Below are 18,126 nucleotides of genomic sequence, written 5' to 3'. Positions count from 1 at the left end.
CTCACTGCATAGGGGGTTCGTTACGTTCAATAATGGCTGTTGCCCCATCGATGCGGACAACGTGCGCGTGGACGCCGGCGGGGATTTCCCGCCCATCCGCCGAGCGCGCGCTCCACGTATCGCCGGCAACTTTGGCACGCCCGTCGATTCTGTTGACTCGAGTAAGCGTGAGGGCGTCTGTTCCAATCAGCCCTTGTGCATTGGTTCGAATATTCGGGTTCGTGCGTGTCAGATGCGCCTTAGCCCATGGACGAACGAGAAGGAGAAGAAGCAGGCTGGCGACCGCAAACACGGCCACCTGCACGCCTGTTTCCCCTCCGGCAGCGCTGGCAATTCCGCCTGCAAGTGCCGAAATAGCCAGCATGAGGAAGAAGAGGTCGAGTGACAGCATCTCGACGATGCCCAAGCCTAGTGCGATGAGAAGCCACCAATAAAAGACCACTGTTTCCTCCGTTTCAGTGTCGACGGGAACTGTCGGGCTTCCGGTCCCTGTTCATACGCGCCCACCAGCGCCCGTCACCGTGACCGACCTCCAGCGGCAGATCGAATGCCGTCGACAGGGTCTCACTGGTCAAAGTCTGTTCAATTGGCCCGCTCGCAACGAGGTGGCCCTGTGACATCACCACGCCGTGCGTGAAGCCGGGTGCAATTTCTTCAATCTGGTGGGTAACCAGCAGCAGTTGTGGTGAACGCGTATCCCCGCTCAGCTCCGTCAGCGCCTCCACCAGCAGTTCACGCGCCCCCAGATCAAGTCCGGCACTCGGTTCGTCAAGTATCAGAATTTCCGGGTCCGCCATGAGTGCGCGAGCCAGTGCGACGCGTTGGCGCTCCCCTTCTGACAGCGTTCCGAAACGGCGCTCCGCCAGGTGCGAGACGCCGAACAGGTGCAGCAGGTTATCTGCGCGCCCCTCGTCCTCAGTGTCGTACTGTTCGCCGTAGGTAATCGACCTGCCCCATGCTGCGGTCATCACCGCCATGCGCACCGGCATGGACACTGAAATTCGTGCCGTCAGTGACTGTGAAGCAAAGCCGATGCGCGCGGACAATTCCCCGGGGTCGGCTTCTTCGATCGGCGTGCCCAGAATGGTCACGGAACCGCTGGTTGCGCGCTCGCGCCCACTAATCAGTCGGATCAAGCTGGTTTTGCCTGCACCGTTCGGGCCAACAATGACCCAGTGTTCACCGCGATGCGTCGACAGCGTCAGGGAATCAACAAGGTGGGATCCGCCGCGCTCAAGCGTGACGTCGTGTAGATCAACAACGTTCTCCATGTCTTCAGTGTAGCCAGAACCTTGCCTCATCAGCCCACCAGCGCGCGATAAAGGTCGAGTGTCTGCTGGCCGACTGTGTCCCACGAAAATTCAGTGCGCGCCCGCTCCAGGCCGGCTTTGCCCATCTGACGCGCCTGCCCTGGATCAGCCAGCACGGCATCGATGCGTTCAGCCATCGCAGATTCGAACGCTTCTGGATCAATGGGGGTTCCGGTTCCGTCAGTCTTCTGCTCGATGGGAATAAGGTAGCCGGTTTCTCCCTCGACAATAACGTCGGGAATTCCGCCGGTGCGTGTGCCCACCACCGGCAACTCCATCGCCATAGCCTCCAGGTTCACGATGCCCAGCGGCTCGTACACAGACGGAGTGATGAAGACGGTCGCCACGTCCAGGATTGCACACAGATCGGCTCGCGGCAGCATCTGGGAGATGAGCACGACCCCGTCTCTGTCGGCCGCCAGTTCCTTGACCAACGTGTCGACCTCAGCGGCGATTTCCTTGGTGTCCGGCGCTCCTGCACACAGCACGATTTGAGCATCTCGTGGAAGCTGGCGAGCTGCGCGCAGGAAGTACGGCAGACCTTTCTGACGGGTGATCCGCCCAACGAAAACCACTGTAGGCCGGTCAGGATCAATACCGAATTCCTTGAGCACGCGCGCCTGGTTGGCTTTTTCATCCTCGGTGGAGGGTTTGCGCCACTCATTCAGATCGATACCGTTAAAGATGACGTGAACCCTGTCCTCTTCGACACTGGGATACGAGCGCAGGATGTCATCTTTCATCCCGTTGGACACCGCAATGATCGCGTCAGCGTTCTCGTAGGCGATGCGCTCAGCGAAGCTGGACAGACGGTAGCCACCGCCCAGCTGCTCGGCCTTCCACGGACGCAACGGTTCGAGCGAGTGTGCGGAAACAACGTGAGGGACGTCGTACAGCAGCTTCGACACATATCCGGCAAAGTTGGCGTACCACGTGTGCGAATGCACCAGGTCAGTTCCGTCGGTGTGGGCCGCCATCTGCAGATCCACCCCGAGTGTGCGCAACGCTGCATTTGCGCCGTCCAGTTCGGCAAGTTCGTCGTATCCTCGCACACCGTCGAGGGCACCCTCGTCCCCCGGCTTCCTGGGACCATCGAATGCGTGAACCCGAATGTCAGGACCTAGGCTTCGCAATACGCGAGCCAGTTCAGTCACGTGAACACCCGCACCGCCGTAGACGTGCGGCGGATATTCACGTGTCAATAAATCTATACGCATGGCTGCCTCCTACTGAGAGCTTATCGAACAGCAGCGCATCTCGTGTCGTTTGCGCACATTCACGCTGATTATTGCCTACCCTTGAGACATGGCAAAAAAACATGTCCTAGCAATCGTTCTTGCGGGTGGCGAAGGCAAGCGTCTCATGCCCTTGACCATGGATCGAGCCAAGCCTGCAGTACCTTTTGGTGGAAACTACCGACTGATTGACTTCGCGCTGTCCAATATCGTCAACTCCGGCTACATGCGTGTCGTCGTGCTCACCCAATACAAGTCGCATTCGCTGGACCGACATGTTACAAAGACGTGGTATATGTCACCGTTGCTGGGTAACTTCATTGCTCCCGTACCGGCGCAGCAACGACGGGGACCGCACTGGTACCTGGGCAGTGCCGACGCGATCTACCAGTCCCTGAACGTCATTGAGGACGAGCACCCTGACTACATGGTGATCATTGGTGCCGACAACATCTACCGCATGGACTTTTCTCAGATGGTGGAGCACCACATTGAGTCCGGTCTTCCGGCAACTGTGGCAGGCATCCGCCAACCGGTTGAACTCGCCCCCGCTCTGGGCGTCATCGACGCCGAAGGTGGCGTGGTGAAGAACTTCCTCGAGAAGCCGCAAAACGCTGAGGGTCTGCCGGATGATCCGACCAAAGTGCTCGCATCTATGGGTAACTACGTGTTCGATACGGACGCCCTCGTCGCCGCACTTCGTGCAGACGCGGAAAACGAGGATTCAAATCACGACATGGGTGGCAATATCATCCCGTGGTTCGTCGAACGTCAGCAGTGCGGTGTCTACGATTTCAAGGACAACATCGTGCCCGGGTCCACAGAGAGGGACCGCGACTACTGGCGCGATGTCGGCACACTGGACGCGTACTACGACGCGAATATGGACCTGATCAGCGTCCACCCGATCTTTAACCTCTATAACCGCGACTGGCCGACGATGACCCTCATCGATGGCTCCTTGCCGCCGGCAAAGTTCGTCTACGGCGATGAGCATTCGCGTATGGGGCACGCCGTCGACTCGTTTGTCTCCCCCGGCTCGATTGTCTCGGGCGGCGAGGTTTACCATTCGATCATTTCGCCTGGCGTGTACGTGCACTCGTGGGCTCAGGTCACTGACTCGGTCGTCATGGGCAACACCCGCGTGGGTCGCCACTCCATCGTCTCCAAGACGATCCTGGATAAGGACGTCGTCGTGGAAGAAGGAGCGACGGTCGGTGTGGACCTGGAACATGATCGCGCTCGCGGTTTCACCGTCACCGAGTCCGGCATCACCGTCGTCCCCAAGGGCATGGTGGTGACTAAGTGAGCCAACGGGCTGGCGCAGCACTTTGCGTCATTGCCCCGCATGACGTCGCAAGTTTTCCGTACGAGGCTCCGGCAGTTCGCGCACTGGCAGATTTTGCCGGTGTGCGCCGTTCAAAAATACATGTGCGAGCATTGCCGTTCGTGGCGAACCCGATTGGCGGGGACGTCCCTGCGTGCGTGGTGGCCTGCGTGCGCGAGGGTGATGACGGTGTGGGCATGCTGGATCTTGACGGTGCGCACGCCGCGTTGTCACGGTGGGGAGATGTTCTGGTTGTCCCTGTTTCTGTTCGTGAAGAAGGCGGGCCAGCGCTGATCGTCACCGACGTGGATTCAACGCTGATCGCTCAGGAAGTGATCGAAGAACTTGCCGAGTGGGCCGGTACGCGTCAGGAAGTGGCGGCAGTGACCGCGCGGGCAATGAACGGTGAGATCGATTTTGCGCAGTCCTTGCGGGAGCGGGTCGCCACACTTGCCGGCGTCCCTGAGACCGTGTTCCGCCACGTTACCCGCTCCCTCACCGTCACCCCCGGCGCCAAGCAACTCATCAAAAGTGTCCACTCCGTTTCCGGCGGTGCCTTTGGTGTGGTCTCCGGCGGGTTCGAGGAAGTCGTCGGCCCATTGGCAACGCGACTGAGCATCGATTTTTACTGTGCGAACCGACTGGAAGTGCGTGACGGGCACCTGACCGGCCACGTCCTCGGAGAGATCGTGACATCGCACGTGAAGGTCCGTAAGCTCACTGAATGGGCAGCTCAGCTGGGAGTATCCCCCTCACGGTGCGTTGCCATTGGTGATGGCGCGAACGACATCCCCATGATGCAGGCCGCAGGATGGGGCGTCGCTTTTTGCGCCAAGTCCGCTGTCCGCGACGCGATTCCCAATTCTCTGGCCGTGCGTCGCCTCGACGCGCTCGTCGCTGCCCTGTTCTAGGTTCGGCTACTTCCAGTCGACGCCTTCTGAACGGTGCCAGGTGAGCCGCTTGGCATCCCACAGTTCCGTGAGTGAGGTGACGCGCCGGGAGAATTCCTCCCACTTGTCGTCACCACTGCCGGTCCATGCGACCTCAGCAATGGCAGTCAGACGCGGCAGGAGCTTCTCAAAGAGCTGTTCACGCGTGCGGATGTACTCTGCCCACACACATGCTTCAACACCGATCACCGCCCGAGGATCCAGCCCTTCGAGCGCGGTGCGCGGATTCCACTCCAGCGCTGTCCGGAACGGTAGAGGCCCGGCCCAGTCCTGGCCCCACGGCTCATCGGCATTCTCTTTCATATCCAGATATGATTTCTGTCCAGGCGACACGATGACGCGTGCACCGCGCTCAATGCCCGCCAGCACGCCCTCAGTATGATTGTTGGTGGTATCCCACAGCTGCACGATGTCGCCCTCGTGTGCCATTGCGCCCGCTTCCTGCCACATGATCGCCCGCCTGCCGCATGCGTGGACGCGTTCCACCGCCATTGTGACCAGGGCGCGGAACTCGTCGTGAGGTGTGGAATGGCTTTCGTCGCCGCCGATATGCATACCGAGCGGCGAGTCAGCTGCCAGCTGTCCGATCACTTCGTCCATGAAGCGTTCGGTGTCGGCTGCCTGCGTGCTCAGCGTCGACATTCCCACGTCGATACCTTCGTAGACATCCCGCGCCTGACCGTCGGGATTCAGACCCGGCATCGCGTGCAGTGCGGCGTTGGTGTGTCCCGGCATATCAACCTCAGGCACCACGTCAACTCCGCGGGCACTCGCGTAGCGTCGCAGATCGTTGTACTGCTCGACAGTCAGGTATCCGCCACCTTCGCCATTCACGGCACTCTGTGATGATTTTTCCGTCAGTTCGGGAAGAGCGGGAATTTCGACTCGCCACCCCTGGTCGTCACTCACGTGCAGATGAAGGACGTTCAGTGACAGGCTTGCCATCAAATCGACGATCTCCTTGAGGACATCGAGGGAAAAGAAGTGGCGCACAGTGTCGATCATGAGGCCGCGCCATTCGAATTCGGGCCAGTCCACAATCGTTCCGCTCAGCGCGACTCCGCCTCTCTTGAGCTGATTCAGTGTGCGGCTGGCGCGCACCACACCAACCTCGGTGATGGCCCGAATATGAGTGCCGTCCTCACCGATCGTCAGGGCGTACGCCTCCTTTTCCTGGAAAGGCTCCAGTGCCGTGTCAATACCCAGTTGCGTCGCGTCCTGAACCAGTTTCGTCGTGACAGGTGAGAACCGTCCTGCACCCTCGGACATATCGGCATGTCGGACAGTGGGAATTACGGGCACATACATGACATTCTCCTCAGTGGCTGATGTGGTGGCTACTTTACCCGACGGATGACTCGTCAAGCTCGATCATGGTCCCATCCCACCCGTCTTTCCATTGACGAGCCATCGCGACCAGGTCACGTGGATAGACTTCCGCTCTTCGGGCTTCGACCTCAAGATCGTCCAAGTCCCACCACGTCATCGCATCGAGCACGCTGCGCTCCAGTTCAGTCCAGCCGTCCCAGTTCAACTCTGTGCGGTGCACGTGCGCAACGAAGAACCATTCCTCCTGGCGCGCTGTCACGTTGAGAAAATCGAACAGCGCGCGCCGATGCAGGACAGGGCCAACAAGACGAGTCGGATCCAGGGCGATCCCCGTCTCTTCACGAATTTCGCGCACCGCCGTCTGCTGCAGTGTTTCGCCTTCTTCCTGCCCGCCTCCTGTGGTGAACCACCAGGAGCGTCTGACATTTTCTGAATCGTGTCCGCGCACGAGGAGCAGCTTGCCGTCCTCGTCGAATACGGCTACGCGGGCAGCGCGTCGGAACGGTATGCCGTCTTGGTCTGGAATCCATTCCGGTCCAAGGTCACTCACTCGTTATCGTCCAATCTGCCTGTTGGCGTGAGCACTGCGCGTGCGCGTCAGGAACACGTCTCGGGACGCGATCAACTGCTGCAGCATGTCCTGATCCTGTGCCACGCGATCTGCGTGCCTGCCCGCCTTACGGTGGATCATTTCATCCATTCCCAATGCGGCAGCCAGTCGCTGGAAATTCTTCATGGCGCGTTTGGCAGCGCGACCGCCCTGAGCTGCCCACCTAACGGCTGAACGGCGGGCACCGCGGTTGACCACCATTGTCACTTCGCCCGGCAGGATCCATCCGGTACGCACATAGGGCTCCAGCCCGTTGGCAATGGTGCGCGCCTGCCGCGCGGACATGACCAGCAGCGCGACGATCCACGCGATGAAAATCGGGACCTCGACGAAGAGGTAAAACACGAACCACCGTTCCATCGACGTGCTGGCCAGGTAGTTCCACGATCCGTGGATGAGGACCGCGACGATCCACCCCAGCGGCAAGGTCCAGACCCATGCGAGATCCGACTTGTGGCGCACCACGCCCCACGCTGCCGCCAGCCCGATGAACGAGGTGGCCATCGGATGCAGGAACGGGCTCATGATGCCGCGCAGGAACCACGTGATCATCAGTTGGCCCTCTTCTGAGCTGCGCAGGAAGTACTGGATGTTCTCGATAAACGCGAAACCTGCGCCTGCCATTCCGGCGTAGACGATACCGTCAATCAGCGAGTTGATGCGGTGACGTCGCCAGGCCAGAATAAACACCACGCCCGCGCCCTTGAGGGTCTCTTCCACGATGGGTGCCACGATCGAGGCCGTAGCTACCATCGTCAGGCCTGAGTGCCCGGTGATCAACTGGATGTTCGTCTGCAGCGCAGTGTTGATCACCATCGCCACCACTGCTGCAGCTCCCGCTCCCCACACGAAGGTCACGAGCATCGCGACCCACGGTTCGGGTTCCCAGCGATCAATAAAACGCAGCACTGCGATGATGAATCCCAAGGGAATCAATGCCAGCACTCCGGTCAGAACTGTTGACGGTAAACCACCGGTGCGCACGTATCCGAACAGCGCAAAACCCAGTGCCGCCACGCCAACAATGGTGAAAATGATTTCAAACCACGCAATCGAGCGCTTGCGCGTGGGCGGAGACCATACGGGAGCGACTTCCTGCGGACTGGGCACACCCGTTGCCGGCGCGCCTGCCGGGGCGTCAGCCCACTGATTCCCGCCGACGCGACCAATCCTGTCAAGGCGGTAGTCCTCGCCGGGACCTCCCCACTTCACACGTTGCTCGCTCACGGGTCTCACCGCCTTTAGTTACTGCGCGTCGTCGAAGTCGATGCTCGATGGCACTCGTGCATGGCCGTACAGGTGAGCGATGCGCACCAACGGATGAGCACGCAGTCGCCTAATTTGTGTCACGTCTAGATTATGCACTGAACGAGCCACATGCACGCGGTAGTGCGACGCGTCGAGAGCGCTGATCAGGTGTGCAGCATCGGCATCGTCACGCGCCTCGTCGCGCAACTGGGGTGTCATGCACGCACGAATCTGTCGCGACAGGGCCGACTCGGCATTCAGACGTCTTGCAGCCATCTGCGCATCGCCGTCAGACAGTCCGTCAATGTCACGCTTGCGGTCGAAATCGTCATCCACCAGTGGGGTTCCGCTCAACGCCAGGCAGCGCGCGGCAGCATCGTCCAAGTCGGCGCTTCCCTGTCCTGCCAGTCCGCTGGCCGCCAGCAGCCCTGCATCGACGGCTCGTCTGATCAAATGCGTGTCGAGGGCGACGCGTGACATCGTCACGCGCCAATGCAACCTGTCCAGGCGCCCAGCCAACATGACGCACTGCCAGATCAATACCGCCACAACCACGATGACACCGGCCAGGAGAATCCACTGCCACAGGCTCATTGGTCAACCTCCCGCAGCCGTCCGCCACGCATGAGCGACAAGGCGTTCTGCCTGCCAGGATCTTCACGCGCCCCGGCCACAACGGTCTGGTACACAGCCATAATGCGATCAGTGACGGTCGACCAGTCATAGGCGGCTGATGCGGCCTGCCCTCGTACGGCAAGTTCGTCCAAAGCGTCCGCGTCGCTCAAGGCATTGACGAGGGCGTCCGCCAGTGCAGCCGAATCGCCGCTGTGGAACAACATTCCGGCGTCACCATTGTTGAGAACGGCTCGGAAGGCTTCGATATCGGATGCGACGACGGCACACCCTGCAGCCATCGCTTCGACCAGCACAATGCCGAAGGATTCTCCCCCTGTTTGCGGCGCAACATAGATTGTCGCGCCAGCCAGCAGTGATTCTTTTTCCTCGTCCGTAATTTCGCCCAGGAACTCCACTGAGTCTCCCAGGCCTTCCAGATCGGTTCGTATCTGGCCGGCATCGCCGCGTCCTGCGATCATAAAGCGCGCCCCGGGGACGTGTTCAAGCACTGTGCGGATCGCACCGGCAAATATGCCCAGTCCTTTCCGCGGCTCATCGAGGCGTCCCAAGAAGACGACCACCGGCCTGTGCTGGGTGGCTTCCCACTGTGGCAGCGGCTGAGCGCGACGGAAGTTCTCCGTCTCAACGCCGTTGGGGATAATCACAGCGTCACCACCATGGTGTTCGATCAGGGTGCGGCGCGCTTCAGCCGACACTGCGATGCGCGCACTCAGGCGCTCCATGAGGGGGCGGATCATGCCCGCGGTGATTTCCCTGGCGTAGGAGCGCTCCATTGCTGAATGGAATGTTCCCACCATGGGCACATCCGCATTGATCAAGGCCAGGAAGGACACAGATGGCACCCCTGGTTCATGGATATGGACGACATCGAAGTCGCCCTCGTCGAGCCATTTCCTGGTGCGTACGGCTGAACGTGGAGTAAATGAGAGGCGTGCGACGGACCCGTTGAAGGGGATCGGAATGGTCTCACCCGCGCCGACGGCCCAGCTCGGTAAGTCTGTGTCGTGTTTGGCCGGAGTCAGAACGGAGACGGTGTGGCCTCGGCGGATAAGCTCTTCAGCAAGGTCACGCACGTGGAACTGGACGCCTCCAGGCACGTCCCATGCGTAGGGGTTGACGATTCCGATTTTCACTGTGAGTCCTCGACGCGTCGGCGGGCCCTGGCCAGGCGTTCTGGATCGAGGTCGTCGACAAATAGCGGTTGCATCATGTGCCAGTGTGCCAGATGTTCACGAATCATAGGGACAAGCGCGTCGACCCACGCCTGGGTGTGTGTTTCCACACTGGTACGCGATTGGGTAGCGCCGGGATTGTCGATCACGTCGGAAATATCGATGCGAATGTGGCTACCTGTGGTGTGATAGATCATCGCGGCTGCCAGTGGGCGGTCCAGGCGCTGTGCCAACGCCGCGGGGCCTGCTGCGACAAGTGCGCGGCGGCCTCCAAAATCAACGTCAACGCCTCTGCCTGAAATATCGCGGTCTGCCAGCAGCGGTACCAGAAGGTTGGCGCGTCCCTTCGCCTGGGCAGCGAGCTGGTGAAAGACGGATTCCTTCTTCCCCACCCCGATAATTTCCATACCGAGGTCTTCGCGCAGGTCGACAAATGCCTGGAACAATTCCGGTGGGTCGAGCTTTTCAGCCACGGTCAACACGGGAAGGCCGTTGCGGCACATCCATGCGCCGGCCAGGTCCCAGTTTCCGGCATGTGCGAGGGCGAGCACAACGGGGCCGTCAGCAGCCAGTTCGCGCAGCATGTCCATCCGCGGCACGTCCACCATGTCATCCAAGTTGCCGTCAATGAGGTGTGTGAGCGCGAATTGTTCGGCGTAGGTCTGCGCGCTCAGTCGGACGGCCTGGCGCACGTGGCTCGAAGGGAGCGAATGCCCGGCGACTCGCTCGTGGTTGGAGCGCAGCCGCGCCGTCACGTCTAGCGGGAGTGCGGCGACGATGTCACCTGCCGTTCGTGCCGCACCGAACAGAAGTGAGCGTGGCAGGCGCGGAGCGAGGCGAAATGCTGACAGCTGCCAGGCGTTACTCACCCGCGTCGCCTGCCTCGATCTGCTTCTTCGTGTACAGCACGCGCTGCGTCACCGTGATAAGCGAGGCGAATGCCACCCATATCAGTCCGATCGGGTAGAACCACGACCACAGGTTCCAATCGGTCAGGGCTGCGCACACCAGCGCGATGATGAGTCGGTCAGTGCGTTCAGCTATACCGACCGACGCGGTAATCCCCATAATTTCAGCCTTGGCACGGGCATAAGGAACGGCTGCCACGCCCACCATCGCGACTGTTCCGGCGATGATCGCGGTCGTGCGTTCAGGTGAAGGCTCCAGGTGGAATACGGCATTGACCAGCAGCGCACCGAACACTGCCCCGTCACCGAGGCGGTCCATCGTCGAATCCAGGAACGCGCCAAACCGTGAGGTCTGTCCGCTGTAGCGTGCAAGCACTCCATCAACGGAATCACAAAACAGGATCACGCCGAGTATGACGCCAGCCTGCCAGACGTAGCCGCGTGCCAGCACCGCACAGGAAATCATGACGACCAGTGTCGTCGATGTTGCTGTCACCATATTCGGTGTGACGTGAAGGCGATGCAGAAGTTTGGCGAAAGGTGTGAAGATCGTCGCCGCCACCGACCTGCCATGATTACCGAGCATCTACTTGTCATCTCCCTGAGGCCACGCCTTGGCCAGACGCTGCCGCGCATCACCGAGCAGTTCGGGGAGTGCACGTGAGCGGGCCACGATCGGCAGAAAGTTTGAGTCTCCTCCCCATCGGGGTACCACGTGCTGATGCAGGTGCGCGGCGATTCCGGCTCCGGCAACCTGTCCCTGGTTCATGCCCAGGTTGAAGCCCTGCGCACCCGCCGTCTCACGTTCCACACGCATGGCCGTGGCGGTCAGCTCGCCCAGCTCGATGCGTTCCTCGTCCGTCAAATCCGTGTAGTCGGCAACGTGGCGGTACGGGCACACGAGCATGTGGCCGGAGTTGTAGGGGAACAGATTCATCAATACGAAGCAGGTGCGTCCGCGGTGAACGATCAGTGCCTTTTCATCTGTCTTGTCCGGCGCCGCGCAGAAGGGGCATTCTCCTGCTGACGAGTCCGCAGGCTTGTGATCTCCCTGGATGTAGACCCAGCGGTGGGGCGTCCACAGCCGGTCAAAGCCATCCAATTCACCGGCAAAATCGCCTGAGTCTTCCGCCTGCGGGTCACCCGGATGAGGCTGACCGTTCCTCATGTCGCTGCTCCCCTTCTCTACGCTTTGTCCTCGTTGTTGTGAGTCTCAATGTGGTGCACGATGCGTTCAACGGCTTCATCAACCGGAATGCCGTTATCCTGGCTTCCGTCACGGTAGCGGAACGAGACAGCGCCTGCTTCTTCGTCCTCACCGCCCGCGATCAGCACGAACGGCACTTTTTCCTTCGAGGCGTTGCGAATCTTCTTGCCGAAACGATCATCGGAATGGTCGACCTCAACACGCACGTGGCGCGCGCGCAGTTTCGCAGCCACCTGGTCGACGTACTCATCGAATGCGTCTGCTACGGGAACGAGTTTGACCTGCACAGGTGCCAGCCATGCCGGGAATGCGCCGGCGTAGTGCTCAGTCAGCACGCCGATAAAGCGCTCAACGGATCCGAGCTTGGCGCAGTGAATCATCACCGGACGCTGGTGCGTACCATCGGGCGCGGTGTATTCCAGGCCGAAGCGTTCAGGCTGATTGAAGTCGTACTGGACGGTGGACATCTGCCATGTGCGGCCGATCGCATCCTTGACCTGAACGGAAACCTTCGGACCGTAGAACGCGGCACCGCCTGGATCTGGCACCAGGTCCAGCCCTGTTGACGCGCATGCTTCCTCCAGGATCCGAGTTGCCGCATCCCAGTCCTCATCCGAGCCGATGAACTTGTCTTTCTTCGACTCGTCATCACTGCGGGTGGACAGTTCCAGATAAAAGTCCGTCAATCCGAATTCGCGCAGAATCGACAAGAAGAAGTTCAGCAGCATCGTGATTTCGTCGCGCGCCTGTTCAGGTGTGCAGTACGTGTGCGAATCATCCTGCGTAAATCCGCGCATACGTGTCAGGCCGTGCACCACTCCGGACTTTTCGTAGCGGTAGTCGTGTCCCATTTCGAAAAATCGCAGAGGCAGTTCACGGTAGGAACGCCCTCGTGAACGGAAAATCAGGTTGTGCATCGGGCAGTTCATGGCCTTGAGGTAGTACTCCTGGCCTTCACGCGTCACGTGTCCGTCTTCTGCGCGTTCTTCATCGACCATCATCGGCGGAAACATCGTGTCCGCGTAGTACGGGAGGTGACCCGAGGTGTGGAATACGCCTGACTTGGTGATCTCAGGCGTATGTACGAAGTCAAAGCCTGCTTCCAGGTGGCGCTGCGTGACGTACTCTTCGATCACGTGACGCAAAATACCGCCTTTGGGGTGGAACAGAACCAGGCCGGGGCCAACTTCCTCGGGAAATGAGAACAGGTCAAGTTCCTGTCCCAGTCGCCGGTGGTCGCGGCGCTGTGCTTCCTTGATTCGTTCCTGGTAGGCGACGAGGTCGTCCTTGCTGGCCCACGCGGTGCCGTAAATGCGTTGCAGGTGATCGTTGTTCTGATCACCTTTCCAGTACGCTGCCGACGACTTCGTCAATGCGAAGCCATTGCCGATCAGTTTGGTGGACGGCAGGTGCGGGCCGCGGCACAGATCTTTCCATGCGACGCTGCCGTCGCGCCGCACATTGTCGTAGATTGTCAGTTCGCCGTGGCCGACCTCAACGGACGCGCCTTCTGCGCCTGATCCCTTCGTAGTGACCAATTCGAGCTTGTAAGGTTGGTCAGCCAGTTCGGCGCGCGCCTCGTCCTCGGTGACGACGCGGCGGCGGAACGTTTGGCCTTCCTTAATGATCCGCTTCATGCGTTTTTCGAGGTCGCGAAGCATTTCTGGGGTCACTGCATCGATGTTGCCGAAGTCGTAGTAGAAGCCGTCCGTGATGAACGGGCCAATTCCCAGGTTGACGTCCGGAAATACATCCTGCACTGCCTGGGCCAGCACGTGCGTGGTGGAGTGGCGCAGAATCTGCAGACCTTCCTGAGAATCCAGCGTAATAGCGCTGACTTCAGCGCCATTGGGAATTTCAGCGGTCAGATCGGTCGGTGCGCCGTTGACGTTCATGGCGATTACCCGCCGGTTGGAGGAGTACCACGTAGCTCCTGTTGTTCCTTCGTCAATCTGTTCAATGTTGCCGTCAATGGTCGCGGTCAGTTCTGACACGATGATGCTCCTTCTCTGGCACGCTGTACGGGTGCGTGCCGATCAATGTCCCAAGCCATCGTAGCGCGTGCGCGGCGAACCAGATTCTCCACTGCATGTTTCGTGGCCAACGCAGCCTTCAGGGCGCTGACTGCTCCGGGGATCACCGGCACGTCCCACGCTCCGTCCACGTCAGTAAATGACTGGCACCAGCGACGCTTATAGCGGCCCACCGAATACAGCTCCGGCACACGTGGCGAATACACGCCCATCAGGTCAAGCCCCTTGACGCCTTCCTTCGCCAGCCGAACAGCCACGTCAAAATCCAATGCGTCAGGCCCCAGCACGGTGCGCGCCTGATCTGTCGATGCGCCGTAGTAGGCAACAGCTTGCTTATCGTGCACCAACACCAGATCCCAGCACACCAGTGTGTCATCGGGCAGACGCACGCCGAACAGTCGGGAAGATTCGGGCATGGAGTCCAGCATCGACCAGTAGACCTGCGGCGGATGTGGATGGAACCCATCCCTGCGCGCTGTTTCCTTCATCACCTCGTAGTACTCACGGAATGCTGCGCGCGTCAGGCCTGTTTCTTCAACGACTCGCGCGCCTCCCTCGGCCATCTTCTTCTTGGCTCTGCGTACTGCACGGCGTCCGTCTTTCGTCATGGTCGCGAGAATCGAATCCTCAGTGCCGCCGCTGATGTCAATGATTGCGGTGCGGTCATATGTGATGAACTGGAGTGACTCATGCAGGTCCGGCGCCTGGAAGAAGGCGTGCATGCGGATAAAGGCGATGCTTCTGTCGCGGTTCCTGACCATGCGTACCAGGTCGGCCCGCAAGGCAGCTTCACTATCGGGTGACTGTTCTTTCAGCCAGACTGGTCCGTGTTTGGCCCACAAGTACTTCACTCCGCGTAGCGAATACTCGTACAGTGCGATGATCGCCTGGTCTTTATCGTCTTTTTCCCATGCAAAACGGCCCCATAGTCGCCGTCCCTGCGTCTGTTCGAATGCCTCCCACGGCGCTGCCTGTTCGATCGGCAGCGGTATCACGCCAGCGGCGGCGATCCTCATCTGATCTGCGGTCAGTTCACGCAGCTCGGTTGCCATGATGGCTCCTCCTTAGAATGAGCGGTCTGTGGCCTCAGGGTAAAAACGTCGGAACTTGCGGATATGGTTGAGCGTCTGGAGAGCGACGATCGCCGATCGTACCAGTGACGTTTCAGCGGTGTAGACCAGCGGATTCTTGCGCTTGCCGCTGCGCTGCAACGCGTGGACGCGTTGGCGCAGTTCTTCATCGCGCACGTAGTGGCGCAGCAGTGCATCGGGAACTAGGGAGTAGAGAATTTTGTTGTGCACTTCCTGCGGCTTGACGTGCTCATGGTCAATCAGGTCGCGCACCATGATGGACATGGGGTTCACGCCGGCGGCGCTCATGTACCAACTGTTGCGTCCGATGCGCGGATTGACTTCAAAGAACACGGCTCGGCCGTCACGCGGATCCACTTTGACGTCGAAGTTGGCAAATCCGCGATATCCGGTGTCGGTCAGAAAAGCACGGGCACTGTCCCACAGATCGTCGAATGGCTCGGTGATCATCGCAACAGGGTTGCCGATCATGGTGGGCGCATGGTCCTCGAGCAGCACGCGTGCCGACCCGATCATTGTCACGTCGCCGTGAGAGTCGACGTACGCGGTGATGGAACGCATCTGCGTGTTGTCTCCGGGGATGAGTTCCTGCACAAGGAACGTATCGTCGAATCCTGCCTTACGCAGCGTCGCCCACAGCTCGTCCAGTTCGGCTGCGGTCTCGATGAAATAGATCTTCCGTTTACCTGGGAAGTCGACCTGGTCGTAGGCGTCCCCTCGCGCCGCTTTGGCAACGACGGGGAAGTCGAACGGTAACGAGGGTGTCTCACCACTCCCCACGTTCACGCTGACGGTGCGAGGTGTGTCAATGCCAAGTTCGGTGCAGATCTGTGCGAACTGAGCTTTATCTGTGACGCATTCGGTGACCTCAACGGGTGGGAAAGGCAGTGAGTATCCTGCTTTTTCAAGTTCGCTGTGATAGCGCCCGACGAATACCGAGTGTCGGTCGTCGTTCGCCATGAGTACGAGTTTCCTGCCGGGATTCGCAGCTGCCAGCCCGCGGAGGACTGCAAGTGTCTGCCGGTCATCCGCATGTGGCGGAAGTGTTTCCACGTCAAAAAAGACGGAGCGTGTAATCGCATCTGTTGGGGATGCCGCCAGGCAGATGCAGCGGCACCCGTAGGCTTCGTGGAATGAACGCCCGATGGCGTACACGCCGATGTCACCGCCGACAATGACGGGAAGAAGGTCTGTAGTCATCCTTCTACTGTAGCGGCTGGCGATCCGTCCACTCGGTCAGTTCGACGCGAGGCCCGGTGAAGAACGGAGTGTCTTCGCGCACGAATAGTCGAGCTTCCGCGTCGCGCTGGCGACGCAGCACACCCATGACGCGGTCGAGGCTGTCGGATTCGAGGGCGACCGTCCACTCGTAGTCCCCCAGCGCGAATGCGGCCAGCGTGGAAACCTGCACGTCCAGGTAGTCGACGCCGTTCATGCCGTGCTCTTTCAAGATGGCAGCGCGGCGAGCTTTCGGCAGGTAGTACCAGTCCCAGCTGCGCACAAAGGGGTAGACGGCGCAGTATCCGCGCGGCGCTGCACCGTTGAAGCAGGCGGGCAGGTGACGGGTGTTGAATTCGGCAGCCTTGTGTGCCGCCATTGCTGACCACACGGGTTCGAGAGCTGCGCCCAAGTCAGACGCAACGATCGCATGGTAGCCGGCCTGCAGTTTGTCGGCGCTGTCAGACAGTGCCCACATCATCAGGTCAGCGTCAGCGCGGTATCCGCCCACGTCATACCACCCTCGAATTTCCACGCCGGTGTCCCGCACGGCTCGTTCCATTGCCGCCGCCAAGTCGTGTGCGCTGTCGGCCGGCAACGGCACCACGGTGCGGAAGACGCACTGCAGCGAGTAATTGTCGCGCGCGTTGACTTCTTCGGGGTCAATGTCGGTCCGGTCGCGAGGGTCGTGAACCGGTGCCGGATGGTGACCATGTGGCATTTCACTCATGGGTTTCTCCTTGGTTGGGGTGATTAAAACAGGTTGGACGCATCTGGTAGGACTCACGCGGCAGGCAGCATTCCTGCGAGCATGTCACGGGCCACCTGATGTCAATCGCGTCGCCCGCTGCCCCGCTTCCGATCCGTTCGCAGACCACGTCAGCGAGCGAGGACACGAACGCTGGATCGGTGCCTGGAGTGGCGGCGCGCCGATAGTCCATTCCCAGATTGTCTGCAGTCGCCTTGGCTTCAGTGTCGAGGTCGTAGACCACTTCCATGTGGTCGGAAATAAAGCCAATCGGCGCGACGACCACGGCGCGCGTGCCGCCATCATGCAGGAATTCAAGATGGTCATTGATATCCGGTTCGAGCCACCGCGACTGTGGCGGACCCGATCGGGAACAGTACGCCAAATCGAATGGCACCTCTCGCCCCAGTTCGTCACTAACGCGTCTACAGATTTCCTCGCCCAGCTGGTGGTGCTGGCCGACATACGTGGGCAGGTGGTGGTCACCGGAGTTAGCCTCCATCGACACGGGGATGGAGTGCGTGACGAGGACAAGGTGCGGGTCGTCCAGCTCACGCATTGCGCGTGTGATGGAACGGACGTGGGCGCTGAGAATTCCCTGCGTCGTGTAATAGGGACGCACTTTCGTCAAAACCAGCTCACTGGCTTTGTCGCCCAGCTCGTCGAGCGCCGCAGCCAGATCTTCGCGGTACTGGCGACACCCGGAATAAGAAGCGAACGCTGAGGTGAAGACACATAGGACAGTGCGGTGTCCCAGGTCGATCAGGCTCGTCAGTGTTTCCGTGAAGTAGGGGTGCCAGTTGCGGTTTCCGACAACGACTGGGCATTTGACTCCTCGCTGCTCGAGTTCGCCAGCGAGGGCGCGCGAAAATTCGTCGTTGCATTCATTGATCGGGCTCTTCCCCCCAAACAGGCTGTAATGGCCGCCGACCTGGATGAGACGCTCGTCAGGGATCCCTTTGCCGCGCGTGGCGTTGCGCAAAAACGGCAAAATGTCGTCGGGTTGCCTGGGTCCTCCGTAGCTGCAGAGCATGATCGCATCCACGCTGGTTGTTTCGGCCTTCACGTTGAGCAATTTAAACAGAAAAGTGTGCTCTTCGCTTG

18 protein-coding genes are annotated in these 18,126 nt (G+C 60.2%); 2 read left to right on the top strand and 16 right to left on the bottom strand.

What is annotated here, in order from left to right:
* Position 1: 1 nt before the first annotated feature.
* Genes BLT69_RS04935 through glgA form a run of 3 tightly spaced genes read right to left on the bottom strand, consistent with a single transcriptional unit; the run spans position 2 to position 2,527 of the window.
* Entirely contained in the window at positions 2–442 is a 441-nt protein-coding gene (locus tag BLT69_RS04935; protein WP_070726619.1) for an NfeD family protein, read from the bottom strand.
* 13 nt (positions 443–455) lie between these two features.
* The gene (locus BLT69_RS04930; protein ID WP_070726617.1) at positions 456–1,271 is read right to left on the bottom strand and encodes an ABC transporter ATP-binding protein; all 816 of its coding nucleotides are present in this window, start codon (positions 1,269–1,271) and stop codon (positions 456–458) included.
* A 29-nt stretch (positions 1,272–1,300) separates the two neighbouring features.
* Positions 1,301–2,527, bottom strand: a complete 1,227-nt coding sequence (gene glgA, locus BLT69_RS04925; protein ID WP_092648531.1) for a glycogen synthase — start codon at positions 2,525–2,527, stop codon at positions 1,301–1,303.
* Between the two features lie 88 nt (positions 2,528–2,615).
* Between glgA and glgC the strand changes: the two genes are divergently transcribed.
* Together glgC and serB are read left to right on the top strand one after the other, a co-directional pair.
* The gene (gene glgC / locus BLT69_RS04920; RefSeq protein ID WP_070726614.1) at positions 2,616–3,854 is read left to right on the top strand and encodes a glucose-1-phosphate adenylyltransferase; all 1,239 of its coding nucleotides are present in this window, start codon (positions 2,616–2,618) and stop codon (positions 3,852–3,854) included.
* 266 nt (positions 3,855–4,120) lie between these two features.
* The gene (serB, locus tag BLT69_RS04915) at positions 4,121–4,783 is read left to right on the top strand and encodes a phosphoserine phosphatase SerB (protein ID WP_070726769.1); all 663 of its coding nucleotides are present in this window, start codon (positions 4,121–4,123) and stop codon (positions 4,781–4,783) included.
* Positions 4,784–4,789: 6 nt separating this feature from the next.
* Here serB and BLT69_RS04910 read toward each other — a convergent pair whose 3' ends face one another.
* The 13 genes from BLT69_RS04910 to BLT69_RS04850 are packed head-to-tail and all read right to left on the bottom strand — an operon-like array spanning position 4,790 to position 18,088.
* The gene (locus BLT69_RS04910; protein WP_070726612.1) at positions 4,790–6,130 is read right to left on the bottom strand and encodes a family 20 glycosylhydrolase; all 1,341 of its coding nucleotides are present in this window, start codon (positions 6,128–6,130) and stop codon (positions 4,790–4,792) included.
* Positions 6,131–6,164: 34 nt separating this feature from the next.
* Positions 6,165–6,701 (bottom strand): NUDIX hydrolase, encoded by a 537-nt coding sequence (locus tag BLT69_RS04905; RefSeq protein WP_070726611.1) that lies wholly within the window; start codon positions 6,699–6,701, stop codon positions 6,165–6,167.
* 3 nt (positions 6,702–6,704) lie between these two features.
* Positions 6,705–7,988: a PrsW family intramembrane metalloprotease gene (locus BLT69_RS04900; RefSeq protein WP_092648530.1), complete on the bottom strand. Its 1,284-nt coding sequence runs from the start codon at positions 7,986–7,988 to the stop codon at positions 6,705–6,707.
* A gap of 18 nt (positions 7,989–8,006) precedes the next feature.
* Positions 8,007–8,603: a hypothetical protein gene (locus BLT69_RS04895; RefSeq protein ID WP_070726607.1), complete on the bottom strand. Its 597-nt coding sequence runs from the start codon at positions 8,601–8,603 to the stop codon at positions 8,007–8,009.
* Positions 8,600–9,778 carry a glycosyltransferase family 4 protein gene (locus tag BLT69_RS04890; protein ID WP_058236596.1) on the bottom strand — a complete coding sequence of 393 codons (1,179 nt, stop codon included), beginning with the start codon at positions 9,776–9,778 and terminating at the stop codon, positions 8,600–8,602. The genes BLT69_RS04895 and BLT69_RS04890 overlap by 4 nt, the downstream gene beginning before the upstream one ends.
* Complete coding sequence (locus BLT69_RS04885) at positions 9,775–10,686, bottom strand: phosphatidylinositol mannoside acyltransferase (protein WP_092648529.1); 912 nt, start codon at positions 10,684–10,686, stop codon at positions 9,775–9,777. Before BLT69_RS04885 ends, BLT69_RS04890 begins: the two co-directional genes overlap by 4 nt.
* Positions 10,679–11,311: a phosphatidylinositol phosphate synthase gene (gene pgsA, locus BLT69_RS04880; RefSeq protein WP_092648528.1), complete on the bottom strand. Its 633-nt coding sequence runs from the start codon at positions 11,309–11,311 to the stop codon at positions 10,679–10,681. The genes BLT69_RS04885 and pgsA overlap by 8 nt, the downstream gene beginning before the upstream one ends.
* The gene (locus tag BLT69_RS04875; RefSeq protein ID WP_092648527.1) at positions 11,312–11,893 is read right to left on the bottom strand and encodes an HIT family protein; all 582 of its coding nucleotides are present in this window, start codon (positions 11,891–11,893) and stop codon (positions 11,312–11,314) included.
* Between the two features lie 17 nt (positions 11,894–11,910).
* Complete coding sequence (thrS, locus tag BLT69_RS04870) at positions 11,911–13,926, bottom strand: threonine--tRNA ligase (protein WP_092648526.1); 2,016 nt, start codon at positions 13,924–13,926, stop codon at positions 11,911–11,913.
* Complete coding sequence (locus tag BLT69_RS04865) at positions 13,914–15,017, bottom strand: lipid II:glycine glycyltransferase FemX (protein ID WP_070726596.1); 1,104 nt, start codon at positions 15,015–15,017, stop codon at positions 13,914–13,916. Before BLT69_RS04865 ends, thrS begins: the two co-directional genes overlap by 13 nt.
* Before the next feature lie 12 nt (positions 15,018–15,029).
* Positions 15,030–16,256, bottom strand: a complete 1,227-nt coding sequence (locus BLT69_RS04860) for a carboxylate--amine ligase (RefSeq protein ID WP_092648524.1) — start codon at positions 16,254–16,256, stop codon at positions 15,030–15,032.
* Between the two features lie 4 nt (positions 16,257–16,260).
* A complete protein-coding gene (gene hemQ, locus BLT69_RS04855) occupies positions 16,261–17,004 on the bottom strand; it encodes a hydrogen peroxide-dependent heme synthase (protein ID WP_227469305.1) in 744 nt (247 codons plus the stop codon).
* Positions 16,997–18,088: a ferrochelatase gene (locus BLT69_RS04850; protein ID WP_070726594.1), complete on the bottom strand. Its 1,092-nt coding sequence runs from the start codon at positions 18,086–18,088 to the stop codon at positions 16,997–16,999. Before BLT69_RS04850 ends, hemQ begins: the two co-directional genes overlap by 8 nt.
* Positions 18,089–18,126 lie beyond the last annotated feature (38 nt).

The organism is Schaalia radingae, assembly GCF_900106055.1.
Lineage (GTDB): Bacteria > Actinomycetota > Actinomycetes > Actinomycetales > Actinomycetaceae > Pauljensenia > Pauljensenia radingae_A.
This window is presented reverse-complemented; position numbering and strand designations above follow the sequence as displayed.